1 protein-coding gene is annotated in these 17,828 nt (G+C 61.6%); it reads right to left on the bottom strand.

What is annotated here, in order from left to right; translation table 11 throughout:
• Positions 1-17,460, bottom strand: a complete 17,460-nt coding sequence (locus tag ACN28R_RS21875) for a BapA/Bap/LapF family large adhesin (RefSeq protein WP_145957987.1) — start codon at positions 17,458-17,460, stop codon at positions 1-3.
• Positions 17,461-17,828: the final 368 nt, after the last annotated feature.

Raw genomic sequence — 17,828 nt, 5'->3', positions numbered from 1 at the left:
TCAGACATTAATGGCGTTGTTTTCCAGCAGTTCATCCAGCGTGACCTGAACCGACTGCAACGTGACCAGTTCCGTGGAGGTGAACGCCGCGTCTTGACCGTCGCGGTCGATAGAGATCACCGTGTTACCGTTGACGGTTTCCACAGAAATCCAGTCGCTGGCGCTACTGGCGGAGCCATCCCAGCCTTGCAGAAGTTGACTGATATCGATCCGGTCGCTATCCGTCAGCGAGAAGTCCGTCCAGGTATCGCTGCCGTTGCCTCCCGCCGCGTCCGTACTGTCCAGCAGGTTGAAAATCAGCGTATCGGCACCGCTGCCGAGCGAGAGGGTGTCGTCGTAGACCGAACTGGTAGCGATATCGCTATGGCTGGTGCCGTTCAGTTGCAGCGCCAGATCAATGGTCAACACGGCGCTGGCGGTTTCTCCGTGCGGCGCGGTCAGGGTATAATTGAAGGTTTCCTTCTCGGTGATTGCGGTGAGCGCCACATCGCTGTTCAGGGTATAGCTGTACTCGCCGTCGATATGGAGCGTCAGCACGCCATACTTACCCTGCACCGTCGCCACAGAGTCGCTAGTGACGTAGGGATTCAGCGTGGTGACCGCGCCGTTCACATCGGTAATCGAGAGCGTGGTCGCCACGGAAACAAGTTGGTCGGAAGCGCTCTCTTCCGAGCCACTGCCGTCGAAGATATTGCCTTCCACGGTGGCGGTATCAGTCTGGAAGTTATCCAGCAGCACGCTGGTCCCCGTCACCGACGCGTTCACCGAGATATTCCCGATAGACAGTGGCCCGATAGAACCAGTAAAGTTCAGGGTATAATCACCGGTATTCAACTCCAGGCCGCCCAGCGAAACTGTCGCGCTGCCGCCGCTCAGCGTGCCAGACGTCAGCTCTGTCCCGTCGCTATTCAGCAACGCCCAGCTAATGCTGAGGCTACTCAGGCTCAGTGAGGAATTCACGTTAAAGGTGATGCTAGCGTCTTTCAGCACGATATTATCCGCGACCGTGACTGTACCGCTGGCGCTCCCCGTGGTAGTGCTAAATAATGCCGAACTCCAGGTGACGGAACCCGCATCGCTGTCGCTGTAGCCCGTCTCTTCCTGCGCCGCCGTCGCTGACAGCGTGACGCTATCGTCCAGGGCCGCCAGTGCGCTGGACGCCAGATTGATGTTCAGGGTGCCGCTGTCGGACTCGCCATCTGGCGCCGTCACCGTATAGACGAAACTGTCCGGTGCGGTAATGCCGTCCGCACCGACGCCAGCGTTCAGCGTGTAGGTGTAATTACCCTGAACATCAATGGTCAACACGCCATATTCACCAACGATACTGGTGGTGCCATCGGCGGCTATCGCTGTCCCGTTCACCGAGCTGATCACCGATCCCTCAGGCGCGGTGTCATCTTCCATCACGTTGCCGGACGTGCCGGCACTGACCGTTTCCACTGTATAAACATGGTCTTGCTGAATATTCAGGGTGTACCCCGTCAACGCAGAAATACCGTAAGCGGTATCCAGCAGGAACAGGTACTGCCCACTTGGCAGCGTCAGCGTCAGTGCGTCGGAAGAGCCCCCCACCAACAGGACAGTCAGCCAACTTTCCACCACGCGGTACTGATCGTACTGTTGGGTGGCATCATTAAATTTGTAGATATAAAGATCGAAACCAGACACGACGGAAACACCGCCGACGGATGCCTGAAGCGTCATTGTGCGGGTTGCGCCCTCCTCCACATCAAAAATAATCGGGTTAGTGAGATCGTCCAATATCCCCACATTCAGCACGCTGCCCAGACCCAGATTCAGCACGGTAAACCCACTTTGCGACGAAGCTCCGTTATCTATTGCCGTTACCGTGGTGTCAAAGGTAATGGAAGCCGAATCATCCACGGCAATCACATTACCGGGAGCACTGATTTCCGTCCCCAGCGACACCAACAGGTCGGCGGTGGCCGTTGCACCATTCGCGGTTATCGTGTAAGTGAAGCTATCAATGCGGCCCAGTGCTGCCGTGGAAGTGTCAGTGAGCGTGTAGGTATAGCTACCGTCCAGATTAATGGTCAGCGTGCCATATTCTCCCTGAATGGTGGTGCCATCCTCCGTTACCGAGGCCACGTTCCCCGCGCTGTTGGCTACCTGCGTCACTACCGTACCAGTTGGCGTAATATCCGTACCATGGATCGGATCGTCATCAGTGATGAGGTTGCCGGTATAGCTGATTTCACCGCTTACCACGCCTGCGGCGGTCTGAGTAACTTCTGCCGCCACGCTGATGAAAGAGCCAACCGCCAGCAAAGTGGTGTTATAAGCCAGCGCGCGGTATGTGCCTTCACCCATGTCCTCAAGGTTCAGCGTGACGCCGTTATTGCCGATCGTCAGCAGGCTGGCCCACTGAGAGTTCGCGGTATCGATCACCGTATTCCAGGAATCGGTGTCAGCGCTATATTGCTGTACCATCACACCCATGCTGCTAAGCAGCGACAGCACGCCGCCGGTGGCATTGGCTTCCAGCACGACATCCGCCGTGGCGCCGTCATCAATCGTGAAGGTGACCTGCGCGCTATCATCTCCCAGCAACGAAGCGATATTGCCTAGCGCGCCTACCACCAACAAGCCCCAGTCACTGTACGACTCGGTGGTGACTGCCGCATCGGTGGTCAAATTCAGTAACACTTCATTGTCGTTCGCCGCCAATTCCAGCAACGGCGCGGTGGCATTCGTCACCGCCGAGACATTCCCCGCCGCATCCGTGGCCGTCACCGTCACCGTTTCCCCGTTGGCATGCGCATGCGGGAAAGTGTAGCTGTAGTTGCCTTCCGCATCCGCCGTGGTCGTCAGAACCGTGCCATCCGTCAGGGTGATGGTAACGGTACTACCGCCTTCAGCCACACCGCTAATACTGCCGCCATCGTCGCTGATAGTAGCGGTCGGCGCGTCCGGTGCAGTGGTGTCAGGCGCGCTGACAGTGCCTGCTGCAGAGGCATTACCCGCCGCATCGCTGGCTACCGCGCTAATTTGTTCACCGTTAGTCAGAGCCGGTGACAACGGTACGGTGAAGTGACCATCGTTATCCGCCGTTACACTGCCCAGCACATTGCCTGCGGCATCGGTAATGGTGACCGTGCCGCCCGCTTCCGCAGTACCGCTGACGGACGAACCATCTTCCGCCACCAGCAACTGGGCGGGCGCGGATGGCGCAGTGGTATCAAGTGCGATCGCGGTGGTCGGCGCAGACACATTCCCCGCCGCATCCGTGGCAGTCACCGTTACGGCTTCTCCGTTGGTCAGCGCCACCGGCAGTCCAACGCTATAACCGCCAACGTCATCCGCGATATCTGTCAGGGTAAAGCTGCCCGGCAGCGTGACGGTAACCGTACTGCCCGGTTCAGCGGTGCCGCTCACCGTTAGTCCGTCCTCACTGATAACCGCCACCGGCGCGTCCGGCGCGGTGGTATCCGGTATCGACGTATCCGGTGCCGTTACCGTCACCGGCGCCGACACATTCCCCGCTTCGTCCGTGGCGGTCGCCGTCAACTGTTCTCCGGCGGTTAACGCCTCCGGCAGCGTAATACTCCAGGTGCCATTGGCCGCGGCCGTTGTGGTCTGCGTACTGTTATCCGGTAGCGTTACCGTCACGAGACTGCCCGCCTCCGCGGTGCCGCTCACTGTCAGCCCATCCTCACTGATAGCCGCAACCGGGGCGTCCGGGGGCGTGCTATCCGGGGCCGCGACAGAGACCGGCGCGGAGGCATTACCCGCCGCGTCGCTGGCTACCGCGCTAACTTCCTCACCGTTAGTCAATGCGGGCAACAGCGGCACGCTAAAGCTGCCGTCCTCACCCACGGTCACGCTGCCTAATACATTGCCGTCAGCATCGGTAATGGTGACGGTACTCCCTGCTTCCGCGCTGCCGCTTACCGATGTGCCGTCTTCGGCTACCAACAGATCGGCTGGGGCTGTCGGGGCGGTCAGATCCGGTGCCGCGACAGAGACCGGCGCGGAGGCATTACCGGCGACGTCGCTGGCTACCGCGCTAACTTCCTCACCGTTGGTCAACGAGGGTGACAGCGGTACGCTAAAGCTGCCGTCCTCACCGGCAGTGACGCTGCCTAATACATTGCCGTCAGCATCGGTAATAGTGACGGTACTCCCCGCTTCCGCACTGCCGCTTACCGATGTGCCGTCTTCGGCTACTAACAGATCAGCTGGGGCAGTCGGGGCGGTCAGATCCGGTGCTGCGACAGAGACTGGCGCGGAGGCATTATCGGCGGCATCAGTAGCAATGGCGGTGAGGGTTTCACCGTTGATCAGTGCAGGCGACAGCGGCACGCTAAAACTGCCGTCCTCACCGACAGTGACGCTGCCTAATACGTTGCCGTCAGCATCGGTAAGGGTGACGATGCTGCCCGCTTCCGCAGTTCCGTTCACTGTCGTGCCATCGTCACTGATAGCCGCAACCGGGGCGTCCGGCGCCGTGCTATCCGGTGCCGCCACAGAGACCGGCGCGGAGGCATTACCGGCGACGTCGCTGGCTACCGCGCTAACTTCCTCACCGTTGGTTAACGCGGGCGACAGCGGCACGCTAAAGTTGCCGTCCTCACCCACGGTCACGCTGCCCAATACATTGCCGTCAGCATCAGTGATGGTGACGGTACTCCCCGCTTCTGCGCTGCCGCTGACAGAAGTCCCATCTGCGGCTATCAGCAGGTCGGCCGGAGCCGCCGGGGCGGTCAGATCCGGTGCCGCCACAGAGACCGGCGCGGAGTTATTACCCGCGGCGTCGCTGGTTACCGCGCTAATTTCCTCACCATTGGTCAATGCGGGCGACAGCGGCACGTTGAAGCTACCGTCTTCACCGGCAGTGACACTGCCTAATACATTGCCGTCAGCATCGGTAATGGTGACGGTACTGCCTGCTTCCGCGCTGCCGCTGACAGAAGTCCCGTCTGCGGCTATCTGCAGGTCGGCTGGAGCTGTCGGGGCGGTCAGATCCGGGGCGGTCGCCATGGTCGGCGCCGACACATTCCCCGCCGCATCCGCGGCAGTCACCGTTACGGCTTCACCGTTGGTCAACGCCACCGGCAGCCCAATGCTATATACGCCAAACGCATCCGCAGTGATTGTCAGGGTGGCATTGTTCGGCAAAGTGACGGTAACCGCACTGCCCGGTTCGGCCGTGCCGCTGACAGTCAGTCCGTCCTCACTGATAGCCGCCACCGGCGCGTCCGGGGCCGTGGTATCGGGTATCGACGTATCCGGTGCCGTTACCGTCACCGGCGCCGACACATTCCCCGCTTCGTCCGTAGCGGTCGCCGTCAGCTGTTCTCCAGCGGTTAACGCCTCCGGCAGCGTAATACTCCAGGTGCCATTGGCCGCGGCTATTGTGGTCTGCGTACTGTTGTCCGGTAGCGTTACCGTGACGAGGCTCCCCGCTTCCGCCGTCCCGTTCACTGTCGTGCCATCGTCACTGATAGCCGCAACCGGGGCGTCCGGCGCCGTGCTATCCGGTGCCGCGACAGAGACCGGCGCGGAGGCATTACCCGCCGCGTCGCTGGCTACCGCGCTAACTTCCTCGCCGTTGGTCAGCGCAGGCGTGAGCGGCACGTTGAAGCTGCCGTCTTCACCGACAGTGACGCTGCCTAATACATTGCCGTCAGCATCGGTGATAGTGACGGTACTGTCCGCTTCCGCGGTTCCGCTGACAGAAGTCCCATCTGCGGCTACCTGCAAATCGGCCGGAGCCGCTGGAGCCGTCAGATCTGGGGCGGTCGCCATGGTCGGCGCCGACACATTCTCCGCCGCATCCGCGGCGGTCACCGTTACGGCTTCACCGTTGGTCAGCGCCACCGGCAACGTGACACTCCAGGTGCCATTGGCCGCGGCTGTTGTGGTCTGCGTACTGTTATCCGGCAACGTCACCGTGATGAGGCTCCCCGCTTCCGCCGTCCCGTTCACTGTCGTGCCATCGTCACTGATAGCCGCAACCGGGGCATCCGGCGCCGTGGTATCCGGGGCCGCGACAGAGACCGGCGCGGAGGCATTACCCGCCGCGTCGCTGGCTACCGCGCTAACTTCCTCACCGTTAGTCAACGCGGGCAACAGCGGCACGCTAAAGCTGCCGTCCTCACCCACGGTCACGCTGCCTAATACATTGCCGTCAGCATCGGTAATAGTGACGGTACTCCCCGCTTCCGCACTGCCGCTTACCGATGTGCCGTCTTCGGCTACTAACAGATCGGCTGGGGCAGTCGGGGCGGTCAGATCCGGTGCTGCGACAGAGACTGGCGCGGAGGCATTACCCGCGGCGTCGCTGACTACCGCGCTAATTTCCTCACCGTTGGTCAACGCAGGCGACAGCGGCACGTTGAAGCTGCCGTCTTCACCGACAGTGATGCTGCCTAATACATTGCCATCAGCATCAGTGATGGTGACGATGCTGCCCGCTTCCGCACTGCCGCTTACCGATGTGCCGTCTTCGGCTACCTGCAAATCGGCTGGGGCTGACGGCGCGGTCAGATCCGGTGCCGTCGCCGTGGTCGGCGCCGATACATTCCCCGCCGCATCCGTGGCCGTCACCGTCACAGCCTCGCCGTTGGTCAATGCAGACGATAGCTCGATGCTGTACACGCCAAACGCATCCGCGGTGGCTGTCAGAGCCGTGCTGTCCGGCAGCGTGACGGTAACCGTACTGCCCGGTTCAGCGGTGCCGCTCACCGTTAGTCCGTCCTCACTGATAACCGCCACCGGCGCGTCCGGCGCGGAGGTATCCGGTATCGACGTATCCGGCGCCGTGACCGTCACCGGTGCAGACACATTCCCCGCTTCGTCCGTAGCGGTCGCCGTCAACTGTTCTCCGGCGGTTAACGCCTCCGGCAGTGTGATACTCCAGGTGCCATTGGCCGCGGCTGTCGTGGTCTGCGTACTATTATCCGGCAGCGTTACCGTCACGAGGCTGCCCGCTTCCGCCGTCCCGTTCACTGTCGTGCCATCGTCACTGATAGTCGCAACCGGTGCGTCCGGCGCCGTGCTATCCGGTGCTGCGACAGAGACCGGCGCGGAGGTATTACCCGTCGCGTCGCTGGCTACCGCGCTAATTTCCTCACCGTTGGTCAATGCAGACGATAGCTCGATGCTGTACACGCCAAACGCATCCGCGGTGGTTGTCAGGGTAGTACTATCCGGCAGCGTGACGGTAACCGTACTGCCCGGCTCAGCGGTGCCGCTCACCGTTAGTCCGTCCTCACTGATAGCCGCAACCGGCGCGTCCGGCGCGGTGGTATCCGGTATCGACGTATCCGGTGCCGTTACCGTCACCGGCGCCGACACATTCCCCGCTTCGTCCGTGGCGGTCGCCGTCAACTGTTCTCCGGCGGTTAACGCCTCCGGCAGCGTAATACTCCAGGTGCCATTGGCCGCGGCCGTTGTGGTCTGCGTACTGTTATCCGGTAGCGTTACCGTCACGAGACTGCCCGCCTCCGCGGTGCCGCTCACTGTCAGCCCATCCTCACTGATAGCCGCAACCGGGGCGTCCGGGGGCGTGCTATCCGGGGCCGCGACAGAGACCGGCGCGGAGGCATTACCCGCCGCGTCGCTGGCTACCGCGCTAACTTCCTCACCGTTAGTCAATGCGGGCAACAGCGGCACGCTAAAGCTGCCGTCCTCACCCACGGTCACGCTGCCTAATACATTGCCGTCAGCATCGGTAATGGTGACGGTACTCCCTGCTTCCGCGCTGCCGCTTACCGATGTGCCGTCTTCGGCTACCAACAGATCGGCTGGGGCTGTCGGGGCGGTCAGATCCGGTGCCGCGACAGAGACCGGCGCGGAGGCATTACCGGCGACGTCGCTGGCTACCGCGCTAACTTCCTCACCGTTGGTCAACGAGGGTGACAGCGGTACGCTAAAGCTGCCGTCCTCACCGGCAGTGACACTGCCTAATACATTGCCGTCAGCATCGGTAATAGTGACGGTACTCCCCGCTTCCGCACTGCCGCTTACCGATGTGCCGTCTTCGGCTACTAACAGATCAGCTGGGGCAGTCGGGGCGGTCAGATCCGGTGCTGCGACAGAGACTGGCGCGGAGGCATTATCGGCGGCATCAGTAGCAATGGCGGTGAGGGTTTCACCGTTGATCAGTGCAGGCGACAGCGGCACGCTAAAACTGCCGTCCTCACCGACAGTGACGCTGCCTAATACGTTGCCGTCAGCATCGGTAAGGGTGACGATGCTGCCCGCTTCCGCAGTTCCGTTCACTGTCGTGCCATCGTCACTGATAGCCGCAACCGGGGCGTCCGGCGCCGTGCTATCCGGTGCCGCCACAGAGACCGGCGCGGAGGCATTACCGGCGACGTCGCTGGCTACCGCGCTAACTTCCTCACCGTTGGTTAACGCGGGCGACAGCGGCACGCTAAAGTTGCCGTCCTCACCCACGGTCACGCTGCCCAATACATTGCCGTCAGCATCAGTGATGGTGACGGTACTCCCCGCTTCTGCGCTGCCGCTGACAGAAGTCCCATCTGCGGCTATCAGCAGGTCGGCCGGAGCCGCCGGGGCGGTCAGATCCGGTGCCGCCACAGAGACCGGCGCGGAGTTATTACCCGCGGCGTCGCTGGTTACCGCGCTAATTTCCTCACCATTGGTCAATGCGGGCGACAGCGGCACGTTGAAGCTACCGTCTTCACCGGCAGTGACACTGCCTAATACATTGCCGTCAGCATCGGTAATGGTGACGGTACTGCCTGCTTCCGCGCTGCCGCTGACAGAAGTCCCGTCTGCGGCTATCTGCAGGTCGGCTGGAGCTGTCGGGGCGGTCAGATCCGGGGCGGTCGCCATGGTCGGCGCCGACACATTCCCCGCCGCATCCGCGGCAGTCACCGTTACGGCTTCACCGTTGGTCAACGCCACCGGCAGCCCAATGCTATATACGCCAAACGCATCCGCAGTGATTGTCAGGGTGGCATTGTTCGGCAAAGTGACGGTAACCGCACTGCCTGGCTCAGCCGTGCCGCTGACAGTCAGTCCGTCCTCACTGATAGCCGCCACCGGCGCGTCCGGCGCGGTGGTATCCGGTATCGACGTATCCGGTGCCGTGACCGTCACCGGCGCAGACACATTCCCCGCTTCGTCCGTGGCGGTCGCCGTCAACTGTTCTCCGGCGGTTAACGCCTCCGGCAGCGTAATACTCCAGGTGCCATTGGCCGCGGCTGTTGTGGTCTGCGTACTGTTATCCGGCAACGTTACCGTGACGAGACTGCCCGCCTCCGCGGTGCCGCTCACTGTCATGCCATCGTCACTGATAGCCGCCACCGGCGCATCCGGGGCGGTGAGATCCGGTGCCGCGACAGAGACCGGCGCGGAGGCATTACCCGCCGCGTCGCTGGCTACCGCGCTAATTTCCTCGCCGTTGGTCAGCGCAGGCGTGAGTGGCACGTTGAAGCTGCCATCTTCACCGGCAGTCACGCTGCCTAATACGTTGCCGTCAGCATCGGTAAGGGTGACGGTACTCCCCGCTTCCGCGGTTCCGCTTACCGATGTGCCATCTTCCGCTACCTGCAAATCGGCTGGGGCTGACGGCGCGGTCAGATCCGGGGCGGTCGCCGTGGTCGGCGCCGATACATTCCCCGCCGCATCCGTGGCAGTCACCGTCACAGCCTCGCCGTTGGTCAATGCAGACGATAGCTCGATGCTGTACACGCCAAACGCATCCGCGGTGGTTGTCAGGGTAGTACTATCCGGCAGGGTGACGGTGACCGTGCTGCCCGGCTCGGCGGTGCCGCTCACCGTCAGCCCATCCTCACTGATAGCTGCCACCGGCGCGTCCGGCGCGGTGGTATCCGGTATCGACGTATCCGGCGCCGTGACCGTCACCGGTGCAGACACATTCCCCGCTCCATCCGTAGCGGTCGCCGTCAACTGCTCTCCGGCGGTTAACGCCTCCGGCAGCGTAATACTCCAGGTGCCATTGGCCGCGGCTGTCGTGGTCTGCGTACTGTTATCCGGCAGCGTTACCGTCACGAGGCTGCCCGCTTCCGCCGTCCCGTTCACTGTCGTGCCATCGTCACTGATAGCCGCAACCGGGGCGTCCGGGGGCGTGTTATCTGGCGCCGCGACGGTGACTGGCGTAGAGGCATTATCGGCGGTATCAGTAGCAATGGCGGTGAGGGTTTCACCGTTGATCAGTGCAGGCGACAGCGGCACGCTAAAGCTGCCGTCTTCACCGGCAGTGACGCTGCCTAATACGTTGCCGTCAGCATCAGTAAGGGTGACGGTACTGCCCGCTTCTGCACTGCCGCTTACCGATGCGCCATCTTCGGCTACCAGCAGGTCGGCTGGGGCTGACGGCGCGGTCAGATCCGGGGCTGCGACAGAGACCGGCGCGGAGGCATTACCGGCGGTGTCGCTGGCTACCGCGCTAATTTCCTCGCCGTTGGTCAGCGCAGGCGTGAGCGGCACGCTAAAGTTGCCATCGTCACCCACGGTTACGCTGCCTAATACGTTGCCGTCAGCATCGGTAAGGGTGACGGTACTGCCCGCTTCTGCGCTGCCGCTGACAGAAGTCCCATCTGCGGCTATCAGCAGGTCGGCCGGAGCCGCCGGGGCGGTCAGATCCGGTGCCGCCACAGAGACCGGCGCGGAGTTATTACCCGCGGCGTCGCTGGCTACCGCGCTAATTTGTTCACCGTTAGTCAGAGCCGGTGACAACGGTACGGTGAAGTGACCATCGTTATCCGCCGTTACACTGCCCAGCACATTGCCTGCGGCATCGGTAATGGTGACCGTGCCGCCCGCTTCCGCAGTACCGCTGACGGACGAACCATCTTCCGCCACCAGCAACTGGGCGGGCGCGGATGGCGCAGTGGTATCAAGTGCGATCGCGGTGGTCGGCGCAGACACATTCCCCGCAGCATCCGTGGCAGTCACCGTTACGGCTTCTCCGTTGGTCAGCGCCACCGGCAGTCCAACGCTATAACCGCCAACGTCATCCGCGATATCTGTCAGGGTAAAGCTGCCCGGCAGCGTGACGGTAACCGTACTGCCCGGTTCAGCGGTGCCGCTCATCGTTAGTCCGTCCTCACTGATAACCGCCACCGGCGCGTCCGGCGCGGTGGTATCCGGTATCGACGTATCCGGTGCCGTGACCGTCACCGGCGCAGACACATTCCCCGCTTCGTCCGTGGCGGTCGCCGTCAACTGTTCTCCGGCGGTTAACGCCTCCGGCAGTGTGATACTCCAGGCGCCATTGGCCGCGGCCGTTGTGGTCTGCGTACTGTTATCCGGCAACGTCACCGTGATGAGGCTCCCCGCTTCCGCCGTCCCGTTCACTGTCGTGCCATCGTCACTGATAGCCGCAACCGGGGCGTCCGGGGGAGTGCTATCCGGGGCCGCGACAGAGACCGGCGCGGAGTTATTGCCTGCGGTGTCGCTGGCTACCGCGCTAATTTCCTCACCGTTGGTTAACGCGGGCGACAGCGGCACGCTAAAGCTGCCGTCCTCACCCACAGTCACGCTGCCTAGTACATTGCCGTCAGCATCGGTAATGGTGACGGTACTCCCTGCTTCCGCGCTGCCGCTTACCGATGTGCCGTCTTCGGCTACCAACAGATCGGCTGGGGCTGTCGGGGCGGTCAGATCCGGTGCCGCGACAGAGACCGGCGCGGAGGCATTACCGGCGACGTCGCTGGCTACCGCGCTAACTTCCTCACCGTTGGTCAACGAGGGTGACAGCGGTACGCTAAAGCTGCCGTCCTCACCGGCAGTGACACTGCCTAATACATTGCCGTCAGCATCGGTAATAGTGACGGTACTCCCCGCTTCCGCACTGCCGCTTACCGATGTGCCGTCTTCGGCTACTAACAGATCAGCTGGGGCAGTCGGGGCGGTCAGATCCGGTGCTGCGACAGAGACCGGCGCGGAGTTATTACCCGCGGCGTCGCTGGTTACCGCGCTAATTTCCTCACCATTGGTCAATGCGGGCGACAGCTGCACGTTGAAGCTACCGTCTTCACCGGCAGTGACACTGCCTAATACATTGCCGTCAGCATCGGTAATAGTGACGGTACTGCCTGCTTCTGCGCTGCCGCTGACAGAAGTCCCGTCTGCGGCTATCTGCAGGTCGGCTGGAGCCGCCGGGGCAGTGAGATCCGGGGCCGCCACAGAGACCGGCGCAGAGTTATTACCCGCTGCATCGCTGGCTACCGCGCTAATTTCCTCACCGTTGGTCAACGCAGGCGACAGCGGCACGTTGAAGCTGCCGTCTTCACCGGCAGTCACGCTGCCTAATACGTTGCCGTCAGCATCGGTAAGGGTGACGGTACTCCCCGCTTCCGCGGTTCCGCTTACCGATGTGCCATCTTCCGCTACCTGCAAATCGGCTGGGGCTGACGGCGCGGTCAGATCCGGTGCCGTCGCCGTGGTCGGCGCCGATACATTCCCCGCCGCATCCGTGGCAGTCACCGTCACAGCCTCGCCGTTGGTCAATGCAGACGATAGCTCGATGCTGTACACGCCAAACGCATCCGCGGTGGTTGTCAGGGTAGTACTATCCGGCAGGGTGACGGTGACCGTGCTGCCCGGCTCGGCGGTGCCGCTCACCGTCAGCCCATCCTCACTGATAGCTGCCACCGGCGCGTCCGGCGCGGTGGTATCCGGTATCGACGTATCCGGCGCCGTGACCGTCACCGGTGCAGACACATTCCCCGCTTCGTCCGTAGCGGTCGCCGTCAGCTGTTCTCCAGCGGTTAACGCCTCCGGAAGCGTAATACTCCAGGTGCCATTGGCCGCGGCTGTCGTGGTCTGCGTACTATTATCCGGCAGTGTTACCGTCACGAGGCTGCCCGCTTCCGCCGTCCCGTTCACTGTCGTGCCACCGTCACTGATAGCCGCAACCGGGGCGTCCGGCGCCGTGCTATCCGGTGCCGCCACAGAGACCGGCGTGGAGGCATTATCGGCGGCATCAGTAGCAATGGCGGTGAGGGTTTCACCGTTGATCAGTGCAGGCGACAGCGGCACGCTAAAACTGCCGTCCTCACCGACAGTGACGCTGCCTAATACGTTGCCGTCAGCATCGGTAAGGGTGACGATGCTGCCCGCTTCCGCAGTTCCGTTCACTGTCGTGCCATCGTCACTGATAGCCGCAACCGGGGCGTCCGGCGCCGTGCTATCCGGTGCCACCACAGAGACCGGCGCGGAGGCATTACCCGCCGCGTCGCTGGCTACCGCGCTAATTTCTTCACCATTGGTCAGCACAGGCGACAACGGTATGCTAAAGCTGCCGTCCTCACCCACGGTCACGCTGCCTAATACGTTGCCGTCAGCATCGGTAATAGTGACCGTGCTGCTCGGCTCAGTCGTGCCGCTGACAGAAATCCCATCTGCGGCTATTAGCAGATCGGCTGGAGCCGCCGGGGCAGTGAGATCCGGGGCCGCGACAGAGACCGGCGCGGAGGCATTACCCGCCGCGTCGCTGGCTACTACGTTAATTTCCTCGCCGTTGGTCAACGCGGGCGACAGCGGCACGCTAAAGCTGCCGTCCTCACCGGCAGTGACGCTGCCTAATACGTTGCCGTCAGCATCAGTAAGGGTGACGGTACTGCCCGCTTCTGCGCTACCGCTGACAGAAGTCCCATCTGCGGCTATCAGCAGGTCGGCTGGGGCTGTCGGGGCGGTCAGATCCGGTGCGGTCGCCGTGGTCGGCGCCGATACATTCCCCGCCGCGTCTGTGGCGGTGACCGTTACGGCTTCACCGTTGGTCAATGCGGGCGATAGCTCGGTGCTGTACACGCCAAAGGCATCCGTCGTAGCTGTCAGGATGGTGCCGTCCGGCAGGGTAATGGTGACCATGCTGCCTGGCTCAGCGGTGCCGCTGACTGTCAGCCCGTCCTCACTGATAGCTGCCACCGGCGCGTCCGGCGCGGTGGTATCCGGTATCGACGTATCCGGCGCCGTGACCGTCACCGGTGCAGACACATTCCCCGCTTCGTCCGTAGCGGTCGCCGTCAGCTGTTCTCCAGCGGTTAACGCCTCCGGAAGCGTAATACTCCAGGTGCCATTGGCCGCGGCTGTCGTGGTCTGCGTACTATTATCCGGCAGTGTTACCGTCACGAGGCTGCCCGCTTCCGCCGTCCCGTTCACTGTCGTGCCACCGTCACTGATAGCCGCAACCGGGGCGTCCGGCGCCGTGCTATCCGGTGCCGCCACAGAGACCGGCGTGGAGGCATTATCGGCGGCATCAGTAGCAATGGCGGTGAGGGTTTCACCGTTGATCAGTGCAGGCGACAGCGGCACGCTAAAACTGCCGTCCTCACCGACAGTGACGCTGCCTAATACGTTGCCGTCAGCATCGGTAAGGGTGACGATGCTGCCCGCTTCCGCAGTTCCGTTCACTGTCGTGCCATCGTCACTGATAGCCGCAACCGGGGCGTCCGGCGCCGTGCTATCCGGTGCCACCACAGAGACCGGCGCGGAGGCATTACCCGCCGCGTCGCTGGCTACCGCGCTAATTTCTTCACCATTGGTCAGCACAGGCGACAACGGTATGCTAAAGCTGCCGTCCTCACCCACGGTCACGCTGCCTAATACGTTGCCGTCAGCATCGGTAATAGTGACCGTGCTGCTCGGCTCAGTCGTGCCGCTGACAGAAATCCCATCTGCGGCTATTAGCAGATCGGCTGGCGCTGGTGGGGCGGTCAGATCCGGGGCCGCGACAGAGACCGGCGCGGAGGCATTACCCGCCGCGTCGCTGGCTACTACGTTAATTTCCTCGCCGTTGGTCAACGCGGGCGACAGCGGCACGCTAAAGCTGCCGTCCTCACCGGCAGTGACGCTGCCTAATACGTTGCCGTCAGCATCAGTAAGGGTGACGGTACTGCCCGCTTCTGCGCTACCGCTGACAGAAGTCCCATCTGCGGCTATCAGCAGGTCGGCTGGGGCTGTCGGGGCGGTCAGATCCGGTGCGGTCGCCGTGGTCGGCGCCGATACATTCCCCGCCGCGTCTGTGGCGGTGACCGTTACGGCTTCACCGTTGGTCAATGCGGGCGATAGCTCGGTGCTGTACACGCCAAAGGCATCCGTCGTAGCTGTCAGGATGGTGCCGTCCGGCAGGGTAATGGTGACCATGCTGCCTGGCTCAGCGGTGCCGCTGACTGTCAGCCCGTCCTCACTGATAGCTGCCACCGGCGCGTCCGGCGCGGTGGTATCCGGTATCGACGTATCCGGTGCCGTGACCGTCACCGGCGCAGACACATTTCCCGCTGCATCCGTCGCGCTGATCGTCACAGCTTCGCCGTTGGTCAGCGCAGGCGACAACGGTATGCTAAAGCTGCCGTCTTCACCGGCAGTCACACTGCCTAATACATTGCCGTCAGCATCGGTAAGGGTGACGGTACTCCCCGCTTCCGCACTGCCGCTTACCGATGCGCCGTCTTCCGCCACCAACAGATCGGCTGGCGCTGCTGGCGCGGTCAGATCCGGGGCCGCGACAGAGACCGGCGCGGAGTTATTACCCGCGGCGTCGCTGGCTACCGCGCTAATTTCTTCACCGTTGGTTAACGCGGGCGACAGCGGCACGCTAAAGCTGCCATCGTCACCAACGGTCACGCTGCCTAATACGTTGCCAGCAGGATCGGTAATGGTGACAGTACTGCCCGCTTCCGCGGTTCCGCTTACCGATGTGCCATCTTCCGCTACCTGCAAATCGGCTGGGGCTGACGGCGCGGTCAGATCCGGGGCCGTCGCCATGGTCGGCGCCGACACATTCCCCGCCGCATCCGTGGCAGTCACCGTCACAGCCTCGCCGTTGGTCAATGCAGACGATAGCTCGATGCTGTACACGCCAAACGCATCCGCGGTGGTTGTCAGGGTAGTACTATCCGGCAGGGTGACGGTGACCGTGCTGCCCGGCTCGGCGGTGCCGCTCACCGTCAGCCCATCCTCACTAACAGTCGCAACCGGCGCATCCGGCGCGGTGGTATCCGGTATCGACGTATCCGGCGCGGTGACCGTCACCGGCGCAGACACATTTCCCGCTGCATCCGTCGCGCTGATCGTCACAGCTTCGCCGTTGGTCAATGCGGGCGACAGCGGTACGCTAAAACTGCCATCCTCACCCACAGTCACGCTGCCTAGTACATTGCCGTCAGCATCGGTAATGGTGACGGTACTCCCCGCCTCCGCGCTGCCGCTGACAGAAGTCCCATCTGCGGCTACCTGCAAATCGGCTGGGGCTGATGGTGCGGTCAGATCCGGTGCCGTCGCCGTGGTCGGCGCCGACACATTCCCCGCCGCATCCGTGGCGGTCACCGTCACGGCTTCTCCGTTGGTCAATGCAGACGATAGCTCGGTGCTGTACACGCCAAACGCATCCGCGGTGGTTGTCAGGGTAGTACTATCCGGCAGGGTGACGGTGACCGTACTGCCCGGCTCGGCGGTGCCGCTCACCGTCAGCCCGTCCTCACTGATAGCCGCCACCGGCGCGTCCGGCGCGGTGGTATCCGGTATCGATAGATCCGGGGCGGTCGCCGTCACCGGTGCAGACACATTCCCCGCCGCATCCGTAACAGTCACCGTTACGGCTTCGCCGTTGGTTAACGCGGGCGACAGCGGCACGTTAAAACTGCCATCTTCACCCACAGTTACGCTGCCTAATACGTTGCCAGCGGTATCAGTGATGGTGACGGTACTGCCCGCTTCCGCGCTGCCGCTGACAAAAGTCCCATCTTCCGCTACCTGCAAATCGGCTGGCGCTACCGGGGAAGTGAGATCCGGGGCGGTCGCCGTCACCGGCGCAGACACATTTCCCGCTGCATCCGTAACAGTCACCGTTACGGCTTCGCCGTTGGCCAGCGGTTCATCAAGCTTGATTTCCCAAGAACCGTCCGTATCGGCTACGGTTTCAAGAGTGGAACCATCCGGCAGCGTCACTTTAATGGCGTGACCCGGCTGCGCTTCACCACTAATAGTGGTGCCGTCTTCACTAATTCTGGTCGTCGGTGCGTCGGGTGTACGGATTGCTAGTCTGTTGTCATCGTTCTTGCCGTCGTCAGACGCTATAGCGATAATACCTCCCACTCCGGCAGCACCTGCCAGTCCGACCAGCCCGTACGGCCAGCCGCCGGCAGCAGATTCCACGCTTTCGGCTCCGCCCATAATCTCATCGATACTGAAAATAGATTCAAACTGCGGTTGATTTGCGGGGTTTTTTATCCACCAGAGAGTACCATCACTTTCTTCCAACACTAATTCGCTGATTCCTTGCTCTCCGGCGTTATAAAAGTTTTTTAAAACGACTTTTTCACCAGAGTGCAATGACACGATCAAATCATTGCCAGAGCGAGTCATTGAAGCAATGTCTTGCCGACTAGCCTGCAATTTCACAATGGAAGGAGAAGATAAATAAAGTTCCCCAGAAGAAGCATTAACCACAGAGGTAACACCGCTTTCCTTCGCGGTAATAGAGAGATTATTCATTTAACTTTCACTCCCAGTTGAGTATTGATAAATACTTGAACGATGGAAGAGGATGATTTAATGCGGATATGATATATTTTTGGCAAAAAACAGCCCACACAATGGATTAACTGTGAACCACAATTAATCCATCATGAAAATACATCAGCAGAAATCATTCTCGAAAAACATCTTCCTGGCGAATGACAAGTGTCTTTCTTTAGAGGGGCCAAATAAGTATTGAATAAGATTCAACAGTGGACTGTTAAATCACTCCCTATATATATTTATAGGGAATTCTTATTATTTTTTACTTTTAATTTTTTACTTTACCAATAATTCATAGCTGTGGAGTATTGGTAAGTATTTATGTTGTCTATCTATTTTTT

It is taken from the genome of Brenneria goodwinii (genome assembly GCF_002291445.1).
Lineage (GTDB): Bacteria > Pseudomonadota > Gammaproteobacteria > Enterobacterales > Enterobacteriaceae > Brenneria > Brenneria goodwinii.
Note: the sequence above shows the minus strand (reverse complement) of the source record. Positions and strands in the feature narration are given on the sequence as shown.